We start from the raw sequence: 22,603 nt of genomic DNA on the forward strand, positions 1-22,603 counted from the left end.
ATACAATACAGATCAAAAAAAGCTGAACAATGATGTATTGTTCAGCTTTCTTTAATAAATTTAATCCTTTAATAAACTGTATCGGTTATTTAGGACTAGACATTTTCTAAAATCGGTAAGGATTTTGAGTGGAATTTTTTAAATAAAATGTGTTTTTCTAACGTTAATAAATCTTAAAAACTTTCCTGAAAACCGGCTGATATTATACCTAATTTTATACCCGATTTATTGCTCGAATGATTTTTGCTGATGCCTAATTATCAGCATAAACACTAAAAATTCCTATAGAATGTACCTGATTTTTGATACTGAAACCACTGGATTACCCAAGCGTTGGGACGCCCCTTTAACCGATTCTGATAACTGGCCAAGATGTATCCAGATCGCATGGCAGTTGCATGACGAAATGGGAAATCTTGTGGAGCATCAGGATTACCTTGTAAGGCCAGAAGGTTTTAATATTCCTTATGATGCGGAACAGGTGCACGGGATTTCTACCGAACTGGCAAGGGAACAGGGAATAAGCTTGCGGGAGGTGCTGGAAAAGTTTGAAATTGCCATGTCCAAATCCAAATTTGTGGTTGGCCAGAATGTAGGATTTGATGTAAACATCATGGGAGCGGAGTATTACCGTGAGAAAATGGAAAATTCTCTGGAACGGTTGCCTGTACTCGATACCTGTACGGAAAATACGGCGCAACTTTGCTGCATTCCCGGTGGGCGTGGTGGAAAATTCAAGCTGCCAACCCTAACCGAACTTCACGAATTTCTTTTCAACGAACCTTTCGCCGAAGCTCACAACGCTACTGCCGATGTGGAAGCGACCACCCGTTGCTTCCTGGAATTGATCAGGAAGGAATCCTTTACTTCTGAAGAACTGGATGTATCACCAGATTATTTCCGAAATTTTTCAGAAGCAAATCCGCAGCCGATTCAATTAATCGGACTTAAACATATCAACCTGAAGAAAGCTTCCGACGCGATTCGCAAGAAGCTTAAAAAAGAACAGGGTGGCGTTGAAATTTCCTCCGAAGAAATAGAAGAAAACCTGGAGATGCTGGATGAAGTGCAGTTTGCGCATCTTCATAATCATAGTCAGTTTTCCATTCTGCAATCCACAATTAGTATAAAAGACCTTGTAAATGCGGCTGCTAAAAATAACATGCCGGCGGTTGCCCTTACAGACCACGCGAACATGATGGGAGCTTTCCATTTCGTGAAAGAAGTGGGGATCTATAATAAAGGTGTCAAGGCTAAAAATGAAGCTGCTGCTGCAAAGGGTGAGCCTGCCGCTGCAAAAGAAGTGAAAGCTATCTTAGGCTGTGAATTTTTTGTTTGTGAAAATCATAAAGACAAATCCAGAAAAGATAACGGATACCAGGTGGTGTTGCTGGCAAAGAACAAAAAAGGTTACCACAACCTGGCAAAGATGTCCTCTATCGCCTATACCGACGGATTTTATTACGTGCCGCGGATCGATAAAGAGGTGATCAAAAAGTATAAGGAAGATATCATTGTCCTCACCGGAAACCTTTACGGGGAAGTACCCGGAAAGATCCTGAATGTTGGTGAAAACCAGGCCGAAGAAGCTCTTTTGTGGTGGAAACAGGAATTTGGGGAGGATCTTTATATTGAATTAATGCGTCACAACCAGGAAGACGAGGACAGGGTAAATACTGTTTTGGTTCAGTTTGCCGAAAAACATCAGGTGAAACTGGTGGCGACGAATAATACCTATTATTGTGATCAGGAAGATGCCAATGCGCATGATATTTTGCTGTGTGTAAAAGACGGTGAAAAACAGGCGACGCCCATTGGCCGTGGCCGTGGATACCGTTACGGGCTTCCGAATAATGAATATTATTTTAAATCGGGCGACGACATGAAGTCGTTGTTCAAAGATTTGCCACAAGCAATTTCCAATGTTCAGGAAGTAGTGGATAAAGTAGAGCCTTTTGAGCTGGCAAGGGACGTATTGTTACCTGCTTTTACCATTCCCGAGGAGTTTATTGTGGAAGAAGATAAGCTCGACGGCGGGAAAAGAGGTGAAAATGCCTACCTGAAACATATAACCTATCGTGGCGCCGAGATTCGCTATGGAGAAATTACTCCTGAGATAAAAGAGCGTCTGGATTTCGAACTTTCGGTAATCGAGAATACAGGTTATCCCGGTTATTTTCTTATTGTGGAAGATTTCATAAGGGAAGCCCGAAAAATGGATGTTTCGGTAGGACCGGGGCGTGGATCGGCTGCGGGAAGTGTAGTGGCCTATTGTCTCTGGATCACCAATATCGATCCTATTAAATACGATCTGCTTTTCGAGAGATTCCTGAATCCAGACAGGGTGAGTATGCCCGATATTGATATTGATTTTGATGATGAAGGCCGTAGCAGGGTCATGGATTACGTGATTCAAAAATACGGAGCCAACCAGGTGGCGCAGATCATCACCTACGGAACCATGGCTGCAAAATCGGCCATCCGCGATACCGCACGGGTGCTGGATCTACCTTTACATGAAGCCGACAGGATATCGAAACTAATTCCGAACATGTCCAAACTGGGCAAGATTTTCGGAGTAGATGAAAAAGAACTGAAAAAGAAGTTTCGGGCAGATGATCTTGAAAAGATCAATGAACTGCTGAATATTTCTGAAGGGGATGATCTGGAAGCACAAACGGTAAACCAGGCGAGAATTTTAGAGGGTTCCGTTAGAAATACAGGGATCCATGCCTGTGGGGTGATCATTACCCCGAGTGATATTACGAACTTCGTTCCGGTTTCCGTAGCAAAAGATTCAGATTTGTATGTGACCCAGTTTGATAACTCGGTCGTGGAAAGCGCCGGACTTCTAAAAATGGATTTCCTGGGATTGAAAACCCTTACCTTAATTAAGGACACTGTAAAAATTGTAAAAGGCCGGCATGATATAGATCTGGATCCGGATAGTTTTCCGTTGGATGATCAAAAAACCTACGAGCTTTTCCAGAGAGGGGAAACGGTGGGGATCTTCCAATACGAATCTCCGGGAATGCAGAAGCACATGAAGGATCTGAAACCAACGGTATTTGATGACCTTATTGCGATGAACGCCCTGTACCGTCCGGGTCCGATGGAATATATTCCGAGTTTTATTGCACGTAAACACGGGCAGGAGGAAATCGCCTATGACCTTCCCGATATGGAAGAATATCTAAAGGAAACTTACGGAATTACTGTCTACCAGGAGCAGGTGATGTTGCTTTCCCAAAAACTCGCCGGATTTACAAAAGGTGAAGCCGATGTACTTCGGAAAGCAATGGGTAAAAAGATCTTTGCCTTACTGGAAGAGTTAAAACCAAAATTCCTGAATGGAGGAGAGGCCAAGGGGCATCCGCGGGAAGTCCTTGAAAAGATATGGAAAGACTGGGAAGCTTTTGCGGCTTATGCCTTCAACAAATCCCACTCCACTTGTTACGCCTGGATCGCATACCAGACCGCCTATTTGAAAGCACATTATCCTGCGGAATATATGGCTGCGGTACTTTCCAACAACATGAATGACATTAAGCAGGTGACCTTCTTTATGGAAGAATGTAAGCGGATGAAACTGAATGTTCTTGGACCAGATGTGAATGAATCATACCACAAATTTTCTGTAAACAAAGAAAATGCTGTTCGTTTTGGAATGGGCGCTATTAAAGGAGTAGGTTCAGGTGCTGTTGCCACCATAGTAGAAAACCGCAAAAAAGGCCCTTACAAGTCTATTTTTGACCTTGCAAAACGAATCGACCTTCGTGCAGCCAACAAAAAGGCTTTTGAAAACCTTGCTCTTGCCGGTGGATTTGACGGGCTGGGAAGTAGTCACCGGGCACAATTTTTTCATGATGAAGGTGACGGAATTACCTTCCTGGAGAAAGCCATAAAATATGCAGCTAAATTTCAGGAGAATGAAAATTCGGCGCAGGTTAGTTTATTTGGAGATGCCAGTGATGTGCAGATTCCAGAGCCTGTAGTGCCACCTTGTGAAGAATGGGGAACCATGGAAAAGTTAAAGAGGGAAAAAGAAGTGGTGGGAATTTATATTTCCGGACACCCACTGGATGATTTTAAGATTGAGATGAACTATTTCTGTACAGGAAAAGTTTCAGACTTTAAAGATCTCGAAAAACATGTAAACAGGGAGCTGGCTTTTGGAGGAGTGATAAGTGACGTCCAACACCGAACCTCTAAAATGGGGAAAGGCTGGGCTGCTTTCACGGTAGAAGATTACTCAGATTCTTATGAATTCAGGATGTTTGGGGAAGAATATCTCAAGTACAGGCACTTCCTGGTGCCAAACTCTTTTGTTTTTATAAAAGCTTTTGTGAAAGAAGGCTGGACAAATAAGGATACCGGGAAAAAAGGAGAGCCAAGACTTCAGTTTAATTCGTTTCAATTGCTGCATGATGTGATGGATATTTATGCCAAAAAGCTCACGGTTCAACTTAATATTGATGAGTTGTTGGAAGAAAAGATCACAGCCTTAAAAGATATTTTCAGTATGCATCAGGGAGAACATCTCTTAAATTTTGTGATTTATGAAATGAAAGATCAGGTGAAATTACACATGCCCAGCAGGAAACAAAAGGTGAAAATCTCTCAGGAGCTTCTTGATTCTCTGGAGGAAGAACAGGTATTGTATAAATTAAATTAGGTTCTAAATAATCCTGCACAATAGGCAAATAGGCAAATCCAATATAAAGTTGCCAGGTTTTGCAAAATATTTGATTAATTTTACATTAAAATAGAAAAAGAACAATAAAAGACAATATTATGGCTTTAGAGATAACAGATGCAAATTTTGAAGAGAAAGTACTCAAGAGTGATCAACCTGTAATGGTAGATTTCTGGGCAGCTTGGTGCGGCCCTTGTAGAATGGTTGGACCAATCATAGATGATATCAGTCAGGAATATGAAGGTAAAGCAGTAGTTGGAAAGCTGGATGTAGACGCAAATCAGGAATTCGCTGCAAAATATGGTGTACGTAACATTCCTACCGTTCTTATTTTCCAAAACGGGGAAGTAGTAGGACGTCAGGTAGGGGTTGCTCCTAAAAATACATACGCTGAAGCACTGGATGCTTTATTGTAGTAGAAATTTAATCTGAAATTTACTTCGGACGAATAAAAAAGGTTCAGCATTTGCTGAACCTTTTTGTTTTTGGAACAAGCGCTCGAAGTTTCAGGAATTTCATACATTGTTTGAATATTAAAGCCTTCTTTCTTCAGAAGGTTTAAGGAAACTATGGATTTACAACAGGAAGTACATAAAACGAGCGGATTTACAGACCTGGAGCTGTTGGCGAAAAAGGTGGTGGAGGGATTTATTTCCGGCCTGCATAAAAGTCCCTTTCACGGCTTCTCTGCAGAATTTGCTGAACACAAAATCTACAACAACGGGGAAAGCACCAAACACATCGATTGGAAGCTTTTTGCCAAGACCGATAAGATGTACACCAAGAGATATGAAGAGGAGACGAACCTGCGTTGCCATCTTATCATTGATAATTCGGCTTCCATGCATTTTCCCGATATTAAGAGCTTTGGAATAAATTCCCTTAATAAAGCTGGGTTCTCGGTCCTTGCTTCTGCCTGTCTGATGAATATCCTGAAGAAACAAAGGGATGCAGTAGGATTAAGTATTTACAGTGACAGCTATGAATACTACGCACCAGAGAAAGGGAGTGGCCGGCATCATCAAATGCTGCTACATGCCTTAGCCAGTATAGTTACTTCGCTATCTAAAAACACAAAAACTGAAACCTATACTTATCTCCATCAAATTGCCGAAAAGCTGAAACGACGCTCTCTTATTTTTTTATTTTCCGATATGTTTCAGTCAGATGTGGAGGAAGAAAAGATATTTGAAGCATTGCGGCATCTTAAATATAACAAACATGAACTCGTGCTGTTTCACACCATTGATAAAAAGAAGGAGTTTTCTTTTGATTTTGACAATAGTCCGAGACGATTTGTAGATGTGGAATCTGGAGAGAAAATAGATCTATATGCTGAGAATATTAGGGAAAACTATAAAAAAGCAGTTTCAGAATACTTCTATGATCTTAAATTAAAGTGTGCCCAGTACGGGATTAAGTACGTGGAGGCCGACGTCAATGAAAATTTTAATAGAATTTTGACCACATATTTAGTTGAACGTCAAAAGTTTATTTAGCTGCTGAAAAAAGTTTGAAAATTTATTTAAAAAAAGGTTTGCAGAAATGGAAAACAGGCGTATATTTGCCCTCGCAATCAGGAAACGGTTATACTTTTAAAGAAGCCGTAAGTTCTTATAAAAATTAAAGCTGGAGTATAGGAAGCATGTAAATGCAGGAAATACAAAAGTAGAATAGTTGGTCTGGTAGTTCAGTTGGTTAGAATACCTGCCTGTCACGCAGGGGGTCGCGAGTTCGAGTCTCGTCCAGACCGCTTTTAGAATACCAAAATTGCATTAAGCTCCTCAATCGAGGGGCTTTTTTTATGGGGTAAATTCTCGTGCAGTCGTGGGAATTCCCATGTTTACTGGAGTTAATTAGAAATTGCAAAGCTTGTCCTGTTATAGGATGAGCTTTTCTTGTTTATTGCCTATTCTTCTTTCACGTCAAATTGTCAACTTTTTTACTTCAAAATAGGTAGCTATAAGGTACCCAAAAATTCCTTTGGTACCCACTTTTTAGATTAAAAACTAACCAAAAACAAAAATTATGAAAATTTTATTTTTAATTCAGTCTAACAAAATTAATAAGGCTGGGCTTACAACGTTGTGGTGTAGAATCACCTACAACAAATCAAGAAAACAATTCTCGACAGGAACATATATTAAACCAGGACAATGGGATAAGGACAAACAGAAGGTATTAGAAGATGCTGAAAATTCTAATACAGTAAATTCTCAGATAAGCCTGATTAAGCAAAAACTTGGTCAGGCTTTTTTAATGCTCCAGATTCAAGGAGAATCTTTTGATGTAGACGATGTTTATAAGATCTATAGTGGTGAAGATATCAAGAAAGAAATGGGAGTAATGGCTGTTTATGAGGAGCATAATACCTATTACAAAAAATTAGTAGGTAGGGAAATTAAAGAAGTATCCTGGCAGAAATTTGAAAATACCAAAGGTCACCTTAAAAAATTCATTCAATGGAAGTTTATGAAAAGGGAGATAAAGCTCAGTAGCTTAAAATTCCAGTTTATAAAGGATTTTGAATACTACCTGAGAACTGAGGAGAATATGCAGCAGAGTACCATAAATAAGACCTTACAGAGGTTTAAGAAGATGATCAATTTTGCTGTTGCACATGATTACCTTGATAGAAATCCATTTTTAATGCATAGACCTAAAGTAGTAAGAAAGGAGGTTGTCTATCTCTCCAAGGTTGAGCTTTCCCGTCTACAAAAAAATGAGTTAGGTAATAAGCGGCTGAAAGAGGTGAGGGATTGTTTTGTTTTTTGCTGCTATACCGGTTTGGCTTTTAGAGAAATGAGTAATCTTAGACACGAGCATATTGTACAGGGAAAAGATGGAAAGAACTAGATCAAAATGAAGCGTCAGAAAACTGGTAAATCTATTTCGGTTCCAATTCTTCCTGTGGCTCAGAAAATCCTCGATAGTTATTCAGGTACACTGGATGGGTATAATGTGCTTCCTAGTAAGACTAATGCTCACTTTAATGCCTATTTAAAGGAAATAGCGAACCTATGTGAGCTTAAGATTAATCTAACTCATCATATAGCCCGAAAAACTTTTGCTACCACTGTAACGCTATCTAAAGGAGTTCCTATTGAAAGTGTGGGTAAGATGCTTGGGCATAGATCCCTTAAGACAACACAGATCTATGCAAAGGTAATTGATGAAAAAGTAGCCAGAGATATGGAAATGCTGGAACAGCAACAGAAAAGCCTGCAGACCAGGAAGAAGTGAGAAGAGGAGAATCCGGAAATGCGACTGACCGATAAAAATAGCAATAACGGGCAGGAAGATGCTTATTAAATCTTTTAGAGCTAGTAGTTAGGAAGAGTTAAAAAAAAACCTCCTTTTCAAAAAGGAGGCTTATGTTTTATTTCTTAGATTCTGCAATAGAAACTTTTCTAAACTCTTTTAAAAGCTTTTCCAACTCTAAAGAAGATTTTCTTGCTCTTGTTCCGGCGCTTTTGTTTCCATCTTCTAATTGAGAGTTAGCATCTGTTTGGAAAGACTCATAAGTAGTTTGGATGTTTTCAATAAGTTTTTTCATGATAGTATTTTTAAAATTAAAATGCTAAAATAAAGGATTAAACTGTGTCTACCTTAGGTTTTGGGTTTTTCTAACGATTTTTTTTTAATGGCAGCCTACTGTTTTCGGAATATTAAAATCATGACGACCCCAAGTCAACATCTTTTAAAGTTGAAAAATGATCATTAAAAGGTCTATTATAATACTCGAATTTTATGATGGAATAGTGTCTTTACGCTGCTTAGTCGATTACTTTCCAGTGAGGATCTTCAGGAGGTCCTCTTTTTTTCTGACTGATACATTTACAGTTGAACCATTTATAAGTTCTACATAACCGCCTTTGCCTTTATAATAGCGATTTACATACTTTAAATTTACCAGATGAGACTGATGTACTCTGAAGAAGTTGTGATCTTTCAGGAGTTCTTCCACTTGCTTTAGAGGCTTGGTGATGGTAATCTTTCTTTCGTCTAACATAAAGATATCAGTATAATTAGAATGAGCCTCACATTTCATAATATCGTCAATTTCGATGAGCGATAAACCTTCCGGCGTAGGAACGGCCAATTTATGAAGGGCCGGGTTTGCACTTGTCAGATTAGCTTTTAACGTCGCCAACTGCTGAGTTAGGTTTAGAAGTTCAGGAGGATCTGTGATTCTTTCGAGCGCATTTTTTAATTGCTGCCGGTCTATGGGTTTTAGCAAATAATCTACCGCACTATATCTAAAAGCTTTCACTGCATAATTCTGATACCCGGTAGTAAAGATAATTTTGAAGTTAACTTCTTTGAACATATTCAGCAGGTCGAAGGCATTCTTTTCTTCCAGTTGAATATCCAGAAAGACCAGGTCCGGATGAAATTTTTGCATTGCGTGGTAGGCCTCATGGAGGGTGGAGGCTGTTGCACAGATTTCAAGATCCCTATAGTCGGCAAGGAGTCTTTTTAAAACCTGGAGGCAGTGGTGTTCATCATCTACCAAAATTATTTTTTTCATAGACACTTTTTAAATCTGTTGTAAAGGCAGACTTATTTCCACACGTGTTCCTTTTTTCTTATCGAGAATTTTTAAGCTTCCATTTTCACGATGATAGTGATTCAGAATTTTGAGACGATTTTCGGTAAGCCGTAGTCCCATGGAATTTCCAATTCCAGCGGGTACCTTATGATTTTTACGTCCTGCCCCATTGTCGTCGATCATTATATAGAGGTTTCCATTTTTCTGGCATACCTCTAACTGGAGGAAACCTTTGTCATTTTCATTTTTTGCAAATCCATGCCAAATGCTGTTCTCTACCAGTGGCTGAATCAGCATTGGGGGAATTAGTGTTTTTTGCTGGTCAATATCCTTACTGACATTGATTTCATAGTTAAAGCTCTCGGGCATTCTCAGCATTTCAGCTTCAATATATAGCTTGAGTATTCTGATCTCTTCTGCTATTGAGATATATTTTTTTTCAGAATTTTCCAGTATGGAACGGGTAAGATTGGCAAACATCACCAGGTAATCATCGGCAGCTGCGATATCATTTTCACCCATGTAATAGCGGATAGCATTAAGGGAATTAAAGATAAAATGCGGATTCATCTGAGCTCGTAACGCTTTCAATTCAGTTTCTGCTACACGAGCCTGGTAATCTGCGATTTTACCAGCTTCCTGGGCTACGCGACGTTTGTTGTACTGCCAGTAACCGAAGAGGAAGCAAGAAATTAAAACGGCCCCACCTCCAAAAGCTATTGGCAAGAATTTTTTTTGAAGAGGGAGTTCTTCATTGTTTATGCGGTTTTGATGTTGCATCCTACTCTTCATCTCTCAACAGGTGATATAGGTGATCTTCTTCTTCTTCTTCTTCTTCTTCTTCTTCTCCGAATTCTCAATCCGGCAAGGCATGCAGTTTGTCTGGGGCGAGCTGGGATTCCAATGTCTGTCTCAAAATTTTACCTCATTCCTTTACTTCTATGATATCTCGTCATTTGGCAATGTGTAATGCCAGTCGGTTTAAACTTAGAATAGGGAGTGAAAATGTTCTTCAGAAATCAAATTTTTTTTCCTCAGAAGGGAATTATCGGAATTAGGAGGTGGTTCCGAAGGAAAATTATCCCTCAAACTTAATTTCCGTATTTGTATGGTAGGTATTGCTTTAATCATTAAGGATGGATTATAAGCAGTTACAAAAAATAAATTTTTACGCTTATGTCATCATTAACCACGAAAAAACATAAAAAGATAGCGCATACAAAATTGTACTGGGGGCTAAGTTGGTTTAAAACTAACTTAGTGATGTAGAGGTGATTAGGTTAAATATACAAAAGATTTGATCAATCCCCCGGGATTTAGAGAATTATTGTCAAAGAGCTCTGCGAGTACAGGATGTGGAGTAGGATAAAATGTTTAGCCATGAAGAAGCTTTTTCTGATTTTGATATTTGTATTAGGGACAGCACAAGAGGAAAGAGTGTGGGGAAATGAGCTGCATTCTAAAATTGATATAGTATTAAGTTTCAGTTATCCTCCGGCGGAACCACTAAAACATTCCATTTTCCATAATAATGTACCCGATTTTTCTGCTGAAGGGCTGAACTACGAAACTGAACTGACTGATATTTTTATGGGCAATATTGAAGATGTTCCTTTTAAAAGGGAAGATCTATTCTTTGGCAGTTTGTTCAATGCCTATGTAACTGAATATGCCAGATATTGTGCGAATAGTCTCCCACCGGATAAAATAGAACTAACCCGACAGGACTGCAATAAGCAACAGGAAATAAAAAATGGGTTTGGAATTACCATAAGCCGTCAATGTGTGGGCTGGGTTACTGTAGGCACAGGTTTTTATGCAGCTCCAGATATGTATGCTGCCATGGGAGTTTTAGAAGAATTTTTATTTAGTAATGCATTATCCATAGTGGGGCAGGAGGATATCATGGGTTTTACGGCCAAAATGACGGGAGAGATGAAAGCGGTACATATGGATATGGCAGCCCTGATAAGGATAAATGGTTGTGATAGCCCGGGTCTCAAACGCTTTCAGGAAAATCTTCGATTATTTGCTCTTGGTCAGGAACCTATCCGCATAGAAACACTGATCGCAAAAAGAAAAGAGAATAAAACTGAAGTTGCCAGAAATCAGGATGTAAAGCCACTAATGGAGGATCTGGTTTATGAAAATTCCCGACAATGGAATTTTAACCGATATCAAAGAGGAAGTGTGGACAATGTGCAAATCATGAATTATGATAATATGGGGCGCCCGGGGAAACTTAAAGCCGAGTATTTATTTTCAGGTTTTAGTGGGAATAAGAAAGGTTCAGTTATTCTGACATTTGACAGCAAAGGCCTTCCTGATTGTTTGTATTTTTTCGATTTCCCCAGTGTTTGCAGACCGGCGAGCAGGAAAATCGCTAATGCGTATGCGAAAAATACGTATGCCACTTTAGAAAAAGTACCGGTTGTTCAAAGTGAGATTAATAATCAGGAATCCCTTACAAAAGCAACCCGTCAGGAAATAAGCGCGGCGGTTCCTTTTGCTGTGGTTGAAACTGTACCCATATTTCCCGGATGTGCAAACGAAAAAAGTCCAGCAGCCATAAAGAGTTGTACTGCTCAAAAAATCACAGAAATGATTAATCAAAACTTCAATACAGAAATAGGAGGAAAGTTGGGTCTAAGCGGGATCAACCGGGTGTACGTTCAGTTTCAAATCGACCACAAGGGCAATATTGGAAATGTAAATTCCCGTGCTTCACATCCAGCTTTAAAACAGGAAGCAGAACGTGTGGTTAAGCTTCTGCCAAAAATGACTGCCGGTAAGCAAAGAGGACGGCCTGTGAATGTTATATACTCAGTACCCATAACTTTTATAGTTGAGAAGAATAATGTGGTAAAGAAGAATTCGATCAGCCAGGAAAAAACAGTAGAGAATAAACCACAAACACAAAAAAACCTGACCAATAATAAATTGAGAAAACTATTTAATGTGGACGGGAATGACAGATAATTAGGATTAAAACCCCCCGGCAAGAAAAGAAGAACAACGAGGTATTAATTTAAATTCTATCACTATGAAAGCAAATTTTAAAATATGGACATTCTTGATGAGTCTTGGGATTTTCCTTGGGGCAATGGAAATCACGGCCCAGGAGCGGATTACTCCGCCAAAAAAACAGAGTAAAGTCAAAAGTATAGATGACTTTTCAAATCATTGTTTTAAGATTTACAATACTGTTTTCGTGTATGACAGTTTAGTAAATGCCGGGGTAGAAATTCCTGCGGAAATAGAAGATGAGATAGCGGCAGATTTTGAAGCGCGGATCGATAGCTTGTCTGATGTTGTTCCGGAAATGTTGAGTGATGTGGAAGGAGCGCCATTCATGCGAAAAATACGAGCGGCCGGGAGCTTAAACAAATCCAGAAAAGCGATAAACTATATGCTTCAATTTTCAAAGAAATATACCCTGGGAGAAGCTGAAGAGGAGAATACCAGCACGACCAATGTTGAAAATGAGTAATTTATTGTTGAAATCTTTTATATTTACAACGATAAAGCCGGAATAAATTCCTTTTGAGATTCACTCCCATCATTTTTATTAAAATTCAGGTGAAACTGCAACAAGTTGGGTTTTGTTAGGTCTTTAGGTCAAACAAACCAACTTAATGAGATCATTTTTTATAGTACTTTTCCTCACCTTCAGCTTTTCTGCTAATGCCCAGGTTCAGGAAAAAGACAGCATTCCCCGGAAACAGATCCACATTGGAAGAATTACAAAATCTCCTAAGATTGATGGAAAGTTAGATGATGATGCGTGGAAAGATGCTGTTATTGCTTCAGGTTTTGTTGAAAGGCAGCCAAACAATGGAAAACCAATTCCTGATAGTCTCTCTACTTCAGTGAAAATTGTATATGATGATCTGGGAATCTACTTTGGTGCAGAGATGCTGGACCCTTTTCCTTCAGAAATCAGGAAAGAACTCACGGAACGCGACGGAATAGGAAATGACGACTTCTTTTTTGTTTTACTCAATGGTTACAATGACCGTCAACAGAGTATGCAGTTTATTGTCACCGCTGCCGGCGTGCAGTATGATGCAAAAATGACCAATGGGTTTGAAGATGCTTCCTGGAATGCCATCTGGTACAGTGGGGTAGATTTCAATGAGCGGGGGTGGACTGCCGAAATGTTCATTCCCTATTCAGAATTGAGATTTCCTGAAAAGCCAGTTCAGGAATGGGGTTTACAAATGGAGCGGGAATTTAAACGCACCGGCACCCGGTATAGCTGGAGCCCTGTCAATAATGCCAAAGGTTCTTTCTCTATCTACGACGGAGAGATCCACGGAATAGAGAATATAAAAACCCCGACCCGGCTTTCGGTGCAACCTTACATTTCCACATATCTCAACAACTACGACGGGGAAACCACTACCAGTGTTAATGGTGGTATGGATCTTAAATACGGAATTAATGACGCCTTTACCCTGGATATGATCCTGATACCTGATTTTGGCCAGACCAGATTTGACGAGTCGGTCCTGAATCTTTCCGCTTTTGAGGTGCAGTATGATGAGCAACGGCCTTTTTTTACGGAAGGCACTGAGCTGTTTTCCAAAGGCGACCTCTTTTATTCCCGAAGGGTGGGTGGGGCACCTTTTGGAACGGTGGAGCTTTCCGAAGAGGAAGAGTTGCTGGATTTTCCTTCTTCTGTAGATCTTATCAATGCATTAAAAGTTTCTGGCCGTACTGATGGAGGCCTGGGAATAGGTTTTTTTAATGCTCTGACCGAAAAGACCTATGTCACTGTAAAAAATAAAGAAACAGGTAATACCCGCCGTGAATTGATTGAACCCTTTACAAATTATAATATTCTGGTGCTGGATCAGCGCTATGGAGATGCTTCTTCAGTTTCACTGGTGAATACAAACACCACTCGGGAGGGACATTTTAGAGATGCAAATGCCACGGGGATCTATCTGGACCATACCAATAAAAACAATACGTACAATTATTTTGCTGGAGCTGAGGGGAGCTGGGTCATGGAGGATGATACCAAAGCAGGCCTGGAGGCACAGGCAGGAATCTCAAAGATAAGCGGAAAAAACAGGATGGATCTTAATGCCCAGTTGCGTACCAGGGATTATGATATTAATGATCTTGGCTACTCAAGCGCTACAAATTATGTGCGATACCAGGGACTGTATCAGCGCCGCCTTTTACAACCTAAGGGTTTCCTCAACAACATGTTTCTGAATTTTGTCGGGGTACATGAACGTCGCCTGCAGCCCGATCTTCACAGCAGGTTAATTCTGAACTTTAATTCCAGTTTTACCACGAAAAGCTTTTTCAACTTCGGCGGTGGTTTTGAAACCACTCCTATAGGTACCAATGACATCTATGAGCCGAGGGTAGAGGGACTTCATTTTAACATTCCTGCTTATTATGATCAATGGTTGTGGTTTAATACAGATTTCAGGAAGAGACTGGTAGTTGAGGCGGTGGCCGACTGGTACAAGTATGATGAACGTGGCCGGGGAGATCTTATCCTGGACTTCAGCCCGAGATACAGATTTTCAGATAAATTCCGGCTGCAGCTGGAAACCAATGTGGTTCTTTCAGATAAAGAAGAAGGTTTTGTGGATTTTCTGGAGGATGATATCCTGTTCGGGCAACGTGACCGCAATACCATTGTAAATTCCCTGGGAGCAAATTATATTTTCAACAACAAAATGGGATTAAACCTTGCCTTCAGGCATTACTATTCCGAGGTTTTTTACAGTAAGTTTTATACCCTGGAAAACAACGGGGAACTCAAGTACTACGGTTCATCCAACAACGAATATAACACTACTTATAACAGCTGGAATCTGGATCTGCGTTTCTCCTGGTGGTTTGCTCCCGGGAGCCAGATGACCTTGTTATATCGCAATGCCACCGACAGCTATAGAGAAGAAGCACATCTTAATCTAAGAAACAATTTTAAAAATCTTTTCGACCAGCCGCAGGTAAATAGTCTCTCTCTTCGAATTTCATATTATTTAGATTACAGCAGGGTTAAAAACTGGTTCAAATCCCCAACGCCTCCTGCTGCAGAACTGGATCGACTAAGCTACCTGGATTCCAAAATGAGAGTTGGAAAGAATTGACATCAGGTTTTTGTTACCACTCCCTTTTCTCTTTAAAAAATTCAATACCATTAAAGACAGCGATTTATGCTAGTTCCAGGGTAACAAAATTTTTCTTCCCGAAATACTCATCAATTTTACATTTGAACCTACCTGTTGTTGAACATGCATATAATAATTATTATATAAATCAAAAATGCCAAAACCACAACGTGGTCCTGGCATTTTTTGACAGAAGAAACAGATAGCTATCGCGTAGCAGCCCAGGGATAGTTGTGCTCCCCAAAAGTATATGTGCCGCTCATAGTTTTACCTTCTATTGTGCCTGTAAGAATATAGGCACCATTATCAGTGCTCGAATCCATATCATAGGTGAGGATGTTATCTACAATAGACCACGTGCCCCAAAAGTCAAATTGGCCTGGAGCCGCAGGTTCTGTATAAAAAGCTGTGCCATCTTCATAAAATATGACTTCTGCAGGCCATCCTACTTCTCCATCATGGATAAAGTCAAAATACCAGGTCACATCGGTAAAGTCTACTTCTTCATTTTCTTCGAAAAGGTTAGGGCTATCCATTGAACTGCAATCCCCTTCCCTGAAGTGGTAATAATCCACATCATCTTCACTGCCAAAAAGATCTCTTATGTCCTCATCTGTAATAGAACCTGAACGAATGACCTCTCCATCAATTGATATCTGAATATAATAGCCGTCTATCCCTTCTCTGTCAGGAAGGGTAAAACAGACAGGTTCAGAGAATATATCCCCATCATCATTTGTTCCGATGGTATTTCCCACGTTGCTATAAATAGGAATCGCAGAATCATCTATTTCATACCATATATCTACTTCATATTCTGCCACTGAGTGCCTTCCGTTTTCATCACAAATATTTCCGAAAATGCAGAATTCGATCGCTTCGGTGGTCTCAAGATCAAAGAATAGATAACCATATTCATTTACCAACCTGTCATCATAACATAAAACATCCACATCCAGATATCTTTTTGTGCCCACACCAAGATCAAACTCCAATGGCAGATTATCTATCCAGGTGTCAAAACCACCACCTTCGTAGGGTGCCAGCCAGATAAGATTATCATTGGAATCATATACAGCAAAGAATTCCAGGCTATAAGGTCCCGCCTCCAATTCCAGGTCCTGGGATTCCATTGTAAAAAATTCTTCCTCTCCATCGGCATCATAATCCGCCGGAACTGGATTGATATTTACTATTAATGGATTTTCCATAGAACCCACTTCAGTAGTTCCGGTCAGGACCACTTCAACATACGAAGGCAAAGCATCAGAACATTCAGGAAGTGCTGAAATTTGCTGTTTAAGCTCCTCCTGATCTTTAACAAGATCATTCAGGACGGCACTAAATGATAGGATAGCCTTATCGGTATCCATTTCATTGTTTTTGACTTCATCTTTGCTACAAGAGGATAGCATTAGTAACAATCCGGCTACAAGAGTCGAAAAAAAATTGAATTTTTTCATAATAATTAAAGATTTAGAATGGTTAAAATATAAGTACCCCTCGAAAGAGGTTAGATTCTGAACTTAAAAACATTAGGGCGTGAAATATTCTAAATCTGTAGAGGGAAGAATACATTTTAAATGTAAAACATTAAATATCAATAGCCTATAAGGGAAAACCCTAAAATATTATTTCTGCTGGTTACTTCATTCATTTGATGTTGTAAGAGAAATCGAAATATTGGATATCTATCCTTAGAGGTTCGAATCCACGGACGCATTTCGAAAGTTATGAAGGGAGGAATAAGTTTTGAAATGAGTCCATGACTTTTTTTACGAAGCGCTTTTTCTGAAATGAAGTGTAACGGAATGAAAGGGAATGTGCTGAGGAGAGGTATCGGAAATTATTGTAGTAAAACGGCAATAAAATCGATGGAAGTTAGTTGCAGCGACAGTTATTGTCGCTCACATTTGTTACATTAGTCCTGTAGTAAAAGATAACCACCCATGTCCAAACAGGAAACCATCCTCCGTCAAAGAGCCATTGTTAATAAGCTTACCCAGAATCCTTCCACTTTTCAGGAAATACTGGATTATCTCAAGGTACAGGGGGATTACGCCCGTTGTGATCTTTTGTGCTCCGTTCGTACTTTTCAACGGGATGTGAAGTCAATAAGCACCCTCTATGATATTGCAATTGAATATGATAAATCCCAAAAAGTTTACCATATCATTGATGATGCCCGGGAAGTACATTCAGAACGGCTCATGGAAACCTTTGATCTTTACAATGCGATAAAGGTGGGGAACAGCTATGGCCAAAGCCTTATTTTTGAAGACAGGAAAGCCCTGGGTACAGAAAACCTGCATGGCCTGTTGCACGCGATCAAAAATTGTTTTGAAGTTTCTTTTACCTATCATAAATTTTATGATGATACTGTCAGCCAACGGAACATTCAACCCGCTGCGATAAAAGAAGCCCGCAATCGCTGGTATCTTCTTGGTCGTGACACTAAAGATGGTCTTTATAAAAGTTTCGGACTGGATCGGATGGAAAACCTGGAGATAAGCCGCAGAAGTTTTGAAAAGTTGACGGACTTTGATCCTGAAGATGAATATCGGTATTCCTTCGGGATTATCAACGGGACCGGAGAAAAACCAGAGAAGGTGGAGCTGGCGTTTACTCCGCGGGAAGGGCGTTATATTAAAAGTTTACCGCTGCACCATTCTCAGGAATTAATTAAAGAAACGAAGGAGGAAACGGTTTTTTCCTATTATATCATTCCCACCTATGACTTCAGGCAGGAAATCCTGTCTTACGGAGACCAGGTAAAAGTATTAAAACCTGCAAGCCTGAAAAAAGATATTGCAGCTACTTTAGAAGCTGCAGTTAAATCTTATAAATAAATTTTTACGGCGTCATTGTTTGTCGTGCTTCTGAAGCATCTTTGAAAAAAAAAGGACTAATGAGGAACAAAGAGGTGTCAAATCGGGAGATCGATCTGCTGGATTTTCTGGCAGAAGCTTTTCTTCAGAAGGGAAAAAGCATCAGCTATACAGATCTCAATGGATTACCTGCACTTGCAGTGGAGACTGAAGGTCATGAGCCGGAAACCTTTATTTCTTTTTCTCCGGAAGCTCATTCTTTGGTCTTAACAAAGATAGAGTCAAAGCAGAAGTTGACTATTTCTGTTGCCACTAAAGAGGAGGAACAAAAGCTGCTAAGGGAGTTACAGCGACTAAAGCTGCATAAGGTGAAGATCTATAGATTATCAGAACAGGAATGTTCTGCCTTTCGTAAAGACTCTTCAGAACTAAAAATTTAAGAATAAAAACCGCTGCGACATTACTTCTTTCCATAAGCTGGGGGGCACATAGAAAGGAGGTCGTGGCGGATTTTTAAAAATATTCAGTTTAAAAAAATAAGAATGAACCAACTTTTGAAGCAAGAAAATCTACCGGAGACGAGTTCTCTTCCCGATTTTAATATCAGTTGCATTACCGGAATGTATTTTTCGCATCTCTATAAAATGTATGTTGGTTACTTTGGCGTCATACCAAGTGAATATATTTTCTCCCAGGTTGATATTAAACAGTTTTATGAGCTTTTTCCGGTGAAGTTTGAGGAATGGATCCTGGGAGAGCATGAATATCTAAAACAGGATCGGGAGGATTGGAAGAGCGATAAAATTTATGTGCTAAAGGAAAACATCCTGATAGAGAAAGACGCCGAGGAAATCAGCATCAGCTTTCAGAATAAAAATAACGAACTGGTACAGAAGATCATTGACTTTACCAGAACATTGGTCAGGAAGAAAGAAAGGAAGGCTCATATTAACCTGATCATCATGAAACTAAATGGCCTGGATAACAAAAAGATCGAGTTTGAGAAACCCGAACTGGAGCTTTCAAAAATGTATAACGATGATTTCAGTAGTTTTCATCATAAGATCCTGGCGATTCTCAGGGAAGATAATAAGAGTGGTTTACATCTGCTTTACGGGAAGCCCGGCACCGGGAAGAGTACGTACATAAGGTATTTGTGCGGACAGGTAGAAAAGGAGATCGTATTTCTGCCGGGGCAGATGGCCCAGAATTTAGATAATATTGCCATGACCAAATACCTGATGGACAATCCTAATTCAATCCTGGTCATTGAAGATGCAGAAGAACTCATTGTCTCCAGAGATCAACAGAGAAATTCCAATCTAGCTATGATCCTTAATATTACCGACGGAATTCTAGGAGAATCCCTGGGCATTCAGATCATAGCCACCTTTAATACCGATTTAAAAAATATTGATCCTGCGTTAAGAAGGAAAGGCAGGTTAAAATCGTCTTATGAATTCAAAGCCCTTTCGCCGGAAAAGGCCAGCATCCTGCTACAGGAGCAGGCTTTTGAATATACTCCGGAAAAGGAAATGACTCTCGCGGAGATCTTTAATAATGATGAAGAAGAGCAGTATCCGGGGCAGGAAAGGAAAGCCGTCGGGTTTCGGTAAATTCGCAGCAGCATGATTTTCATGTTAGCTGCGAGACCTTAAATGAATAATCTAGATAAGCTGAAGTGTAATCACAATACTAATCAACTGCGGATTCGTATTGGCGCCAAATTCTTCCCGAAGATCCTTCAGTTTCTTTTCTATAGAGCTTTTGCTGAATGGAGCAAGCCCCTGTTCCCTGAATCTGCTGCTTATCTGGTCCTGGGTATATCCCTGGGAAAGATGTTTCAGGATAGAAAGGTCATAATCAGATAATTCCTTGACATTTTTTTGCTGAAGTGTTTGCTCAATATCAGGAGAAATATAGGTTTTTCCTTGGTACACATGGTTAATGGCCTGCTCCAGGTGATTCATACCATTCCGTCCTTTACAAACATAACCATCAACATAAGAGATAATTTTCTTTACTCTTCCCGGTTGGTCCTCAATAGAATGAATGATGATTTTTGTTTCAGGTATTTCTTTTTTCAGAATAAGGGCTAATTCTTCACCCGATCGAATTGTTTCATCCCTGTGGTCCTGCCGAAAGGAAAGGTCACAGATCAGCAGGTCAAAAGGAGATTGCTCCAGATGAGCCTTTTTACACTTAAGATAGGCTTCATCACAGTAGGAAGCATGCACTACTTCCTGAATCCCAATGCCCAAAAGGAACTTTTTTAATGCACTGTTTACGGCATCTATATCTTCTGCTACAAGGACTTTTTTGAACATTCTAAAAAGGAATTAAAATTTCAGCGGAAAATCCGGTGTTTTTCTCCGGGTGAAAATTAAAGGAACCTCCGATAGTTTCAATACGGTTTTCCACATTTTTAAGTCCGGCACCTTTTTTTAATTCCGCGGAAGAAAATCCGCTTCCATTATCATTGTAAGTAATTTTAAGTTTTGAAGAGTTTTCATTGAAGTTCAAACTTACGATAGAGGCATCACTATGTTTTTTCATGTTCACCATTAACTCCTGAAGCACACGATAAACGACTATTTTGGATTCCCGGCTTACTTTTGACCAGGATATCTCATTAAAACCTGAAAGATACAGGTTCACGTGTGCAGGTACGCTTTGAGAGAGCATATCATGCAAATCCTCCTGATAGTTAGAACCTGTGGGTAAAGGGGTATTTTCTCTGGAAATGTTTCTTGTTCTAAGATAAATACTTTCTAATTTGTTTAGCGTAACGTCCTTATTCAGGTTAGCAGGTCTTTCAAGTTCTGTCATGACGTTGTAAACATCATTAGCCAATTCATCGTGTATTTTTTTCGAAATGCGGGCTTCAGTGGCATGAATCTCTCTAATTCTTTCTTTTTTATGTCGTTGCTTTAAATAATAGTAGATGACTGCAACGCTGCCCAGTAAGAGGATCCCCAGGAGAATAGCAATATTTAAACGGTTTCTTCCTCTTAATACCTCAAGCTGCTGCTGAAAAGTTGTTTTTTCAAGCAGATCTATTTCGGCTAACTTCCTTTCCTCGTCATAATTTATTTTAGCGAAAAGATTTTTGACCTGGTCCCTGGCACTCAAAATGCTATCATTAAGACGAATGTATGTCAGCGCATAAGTTTTACTTGCCCGGGGAGGAGACAAATTAACGAGGTAATACAGAGCAGAAACTTCATCGGATACGCTGTGCAGTTTTCGTGCGGTTTCATAGTACCTGTTTGCGTAATGCAAAGCTTTTTCGGGATCATCTTCTTCATATATCCTTACCAAATGGTCGTAGCTCGCCAAGAGACCAGTAAGGTCATGATCCCTGTTTCGGGCTTCCATGATGGATATCAGGGAGTCTGCAACATCTGCTTTGTTCCGAAGCCAAAGTGTGTAGTAATAGTTATCTTTAAACCTGTTTAAGGCATTAGTTTTTTCAGCTAAAGGAATTATGGAGCTCAGTAAATCAAGCGAAGTATCATACTCCTCTTTTTCTGCATAAATATTCGCAAGGTTGTTCATAACAGTCAGGCTGTCCGCCTGGGTCCCTACATATTTCAAGGCATTATTATACTCCCTGATGGATTCATCAAGGTCATTCATTTTTCTGTAAGTGACGGCTAGGTTATTGTATATGCTGGCCATGTAAAGGGAATCTGAGGAATTTTCCAAAAGGGAAAGCGCCCAGACCGCGGAATTCTGACTTCCCGGAAAATCTCCAAGTCTTGTTTGAGCAATGCTGAGTTCCAGCCCACGCTGCCCTGCATTTATGCTGTCTCCTGCCAATAAATAATGCTTCTGCGCCTCGAATGTATTCCGAAGGACATTAACCTGATCGTTTTTAAAATTAAAAGCACTGGCTTTTCTGTAATACCCTTTAGCAATTTGTAGCGTGTCTTTTGTTTCAATGCCATAATTTATTAAAAGATTTGAATAATAAATGGAGCTGTCCAGAATCTTGTTTAAATTATAGTAATAAATAAGGTTATCATAGATGATTGCCGAAAGGGTATCCCTCGAAGTTGGAATTTCTTCCAGTGCACTACTAAGTAGGTTCAGCTTTTGCTCGATATCTTCTGTTGCTTTGCTTTTTTCAAGTAACCGGTATGCGCGATCATTTCTTTTTTCAAAGGAGTTATTGGGAATGTCCTCCCGGCAAGCAAGAATTCCAAGAAAAGTAGTGAAAATAAGCAGGATAAGGGGGTACTTCTTCATTCGCCAAAAATAAAAAACACGAAAGTTTTAGCAGCAGATATAGCGGAGTTTATTAACAGTAGAGTTTTAAATTCAGCTTTTCCTGATTCATCATTGCAGGCACATTTAACCTGAAATTTATGACAGAAAGTAATAT

The 22,603-nt window shown here is 39.7% G+C and carries 17 protein-coding genes and 1 tRNA gene; 12 read left to right on the forward strand and 6 right to left on the reverse strand.

All coding sequences use genetic code 11. From position 1 onward, the window contains the following. Positions 1-289 precede the first annotated feature (289 nt). From dnaE to IE056_RS15825, 6 genes are all read left to right on the forward strand, one after another. Positions 290-4,675 carry a DNA polymerase III subunit alpha gene (gene dnaE, locus IE056_RS15800; protein ID WP_189605730.1) on the forward strand — a complete coding sequence of 1,462 codons (4,386 nt, stop codon included), beginning with the start codon at positions 290-292 and terminating at the stop codon, positions 4,673-4,675. Between the two features lie 104 nt (positions 4,676-4,779). Beyond that, positions 4,780-5,112: a thioredoxin gene (gene trxA, locus IE056_RS15805; RefSeq protein WP_308427655.1), complete on the forward strand. Its 333-nt coding sequence runs from the start codon at positions 4,780-4,782 to the stop codon at positions 5,110-5,112. Positions 5,113-5,265: 153 nt separating this feature from the next. Next, the gene (locus tag IE056_RS15810; protein ID WP_189605733.1) at positions 5,266-6,195 is read left to right on the forward strand and encodes a DUF58 domain-containing protein; all 930 of its coding nucleotides are present in this window, start codon (positions 5,266-5,268) and stop codon (positions 6,193-6,195) included. A gap of 180 nt (positions 6,196-6,375) precedes the next feature. Continuing rightward, positions 6,376-6,449, forward strand: a tRNA-Asp gene (locus IE056_RS15815). Positions 6,450-6,724: 275 nt separating this feature from the next. After that, entirely contained in the window at positions 6,725-7,552 is an 828-nt protein-coding gene (locus tag IE056_RS15820; RefSeq protein WP_189605735.1) for a site-specific integrase, read from the forward strand. A gap of 6 nt (positions 7,553-7,558) precedes the next feature. After that, positions 7,559-7,939, forward strand: a complete 381-nt coding sequence (locus IE056_RS15825; protein ID WP_189605737.1) for a site-specific integrase — start codon at positions 7,559-7,561, stop codon at positions 7,937-7,939. 136 nt (positions 7,940-8,075) lie between these two features. On the opposite strand, the gene IE056_RS15830 is transcribed toward IE056_RS15825, so the two are convergent. From IE056_RS15830 to IE056_RS15840, 3 genes are all read right to left on the reverse strand, one after another. Beyond that, entirely contained in the window at positions 8,076-8,252 is a 177-nt protein-coding gene (locus IE056_RS15830) for a BF3379 family histone-like protein (RefSeq protein ID WP_189605739.1), read from the reverse strand. A gap of 228 nt (positions 8,253-8,480) precedes the next feature. Continuing rightward, the gene (locus IE056_RS15835; protein ID WP_189605740.1) at positions 8,481-9,227 is read right to left on the reverse strand and encodes a LytR/AlgR family response regulator transcription factor; all 747 of its coding nucleotides are present in this window, start codon (positions 9,225-9,227) and stop codon (positions 8,481-8,483) included. 9 nt (positions 9,228-9,236) lie between these two features. Then, on the reverse strand, positions 9,237-9,974 hold the full coding sequence (locus IE056_RS15840; protein ID WP_189605742.1) for a sensor histidine kinase: 738 nt from the start codon (positions 9,972-9,974) through the stop codon (positions 9,237-9,239). Between the two features lie 654 nt (positions 9,975-10,628). Here IE056_RS15840 and IE056_RS15845 point away from each other — a divergent pair. From IE056_RS15845 to IE056_RS15855, 3 genes are all read left to right on the forward strand, one after another. Beyond that, complete coding sequence (locus IE056_RS15845) at positions 10,629-12,227, forward strand: energy transducer TonB (RefSeq protein WP_189605744.1); 1,599 nt, start codon at positions 10,629-10,631, stop codon at positions 12,225-12,227. A 64-nt stretch (positions 12,228-12,291) separates the two neighbouring features. Beyond that, positions 12,292-12,738 (forward strand): hypothetical protein, encoded by a 447-nt coding sequence (locus tag IE056_RS15850; protein WP_189605747.1) that lies wholly within the window; start codon positions 12,292-12,294, stop codon positions 12,736-12,738. 145 nt (positions 12,739-12,883) lie between these two features. Beyond that, complete coding sequence (locus IE056_RS15855; RefSeq protein WP_189605749.1) at positions 12,884-15,367, forward strand: DUF5916 domain-containing protein; 2,484 nt, start codon at positions 12,884-12,886, stop codon at positions 15,365-15,367. Positions 15,368-15,594: 227 nt separating this feature from the next. On the opposite strand, the gene IE056_RS15860 is transcribed toward IE056_RS15855, so the two are convergent. Beyond that, positions 15,595-16,851: a hypothetical protein gene (locus IE056_RS15860; protein ID WP_189605751.1), complete on the reverse strand. Its 1,257-nt coding sequence runs from the start codon at positions 16,849-16,851 to the stop codon at positions 15,595-15,597. 486 nt (positions 16,852-17,337) lie between these two features. Between IE056_RS15860 and IE056_RS15865 the strand changes: the two genes are divergently transcribed. The 3 genes from IE056_RS15865 to IE056_RS15875 all read left to right on the forward strand — a co-directional run bounded on the left by IE056_RS15865 (position 17,338) and on the right by IE056_RS15875 (position 19,832). Continuing rightward, complete coding sequence (locus tag IE056_RS15865) at positions 17,338-18,237, forward strand: helix-turn-helix transcriptional regulator (RefSeq protein ID WP_189605753.1); 900 nt, start codon at positions 17,338-17,340, stop codon at positions 18,235-18,237. Positions 18,238-18,296: 59 nt separating this feature from the next. Then, complete coding sequence (locus IE056_RS15870; protein ID WP_189605755.1) at positions 18,297-18,656, forward strand: hypothetical protein; 360 nt, start codon at positions 18,297-18,299, stop codon at positions 18,654-18,656. A gap of 102 nt (positions 18,657-18,758) precedes the next feature. Next, positions 18,759-19,832 carry an AAA family ATPase gene (locus tag IE056_RS15875; protein WP_189605757.1) on the forward strand — a complete coding sequence of 358 codons (1,074 nt, stop codon included), beginning with the start codon at positions 18,759-18,761 and terminating at the stop codon, positions 19,830-19,832. A gap of 51 nt (positions 19,833-19,883) precedes the next feature. Here the strand turns inward: IE056_RS15875 and IE056_RS15880 are convergent, their stop codons facing one another. Both IE056_RS15880 and IE056_RS15885 read right to left on the reverse strand, forming a co-directional pair. Further along, positions 19,884-20,543 carry a DUF5932 domain-containing protein gene (locus tag IE056_RS15880; RefSeq protein ID WP_189605759.1) on the reverse strand — a complete coding sequence of 220 codons (660 nt, stop codon included), beginning with the start codon at positions 20,541-20,543 and terminating at the stop codon, positions 19,884-19,886. Position 20,544: 1 nt separating this feature from the next. Next, entirely contained in the window at positions 20,545-22,467 is a 1,923-nt protein-coding gene (locus IE056_RS15885; RefSeq protein WP_189605761.1) for an ATP-binding protein, read from the reverse strand. Positions 22,468-22,603: the final 136 nt, after the last annotated feature.

This window comes from Salinimicrobium marinum, assembly GCF_014651535.1.
In the GTDB taxonomy this organism is placed as follows: Bacteria; Bacteroidota; Bacteroidia; order Flavobacteriales; family Flavobacteriaceae; genus Salinimicrobium; species Salinimicrobium marinum.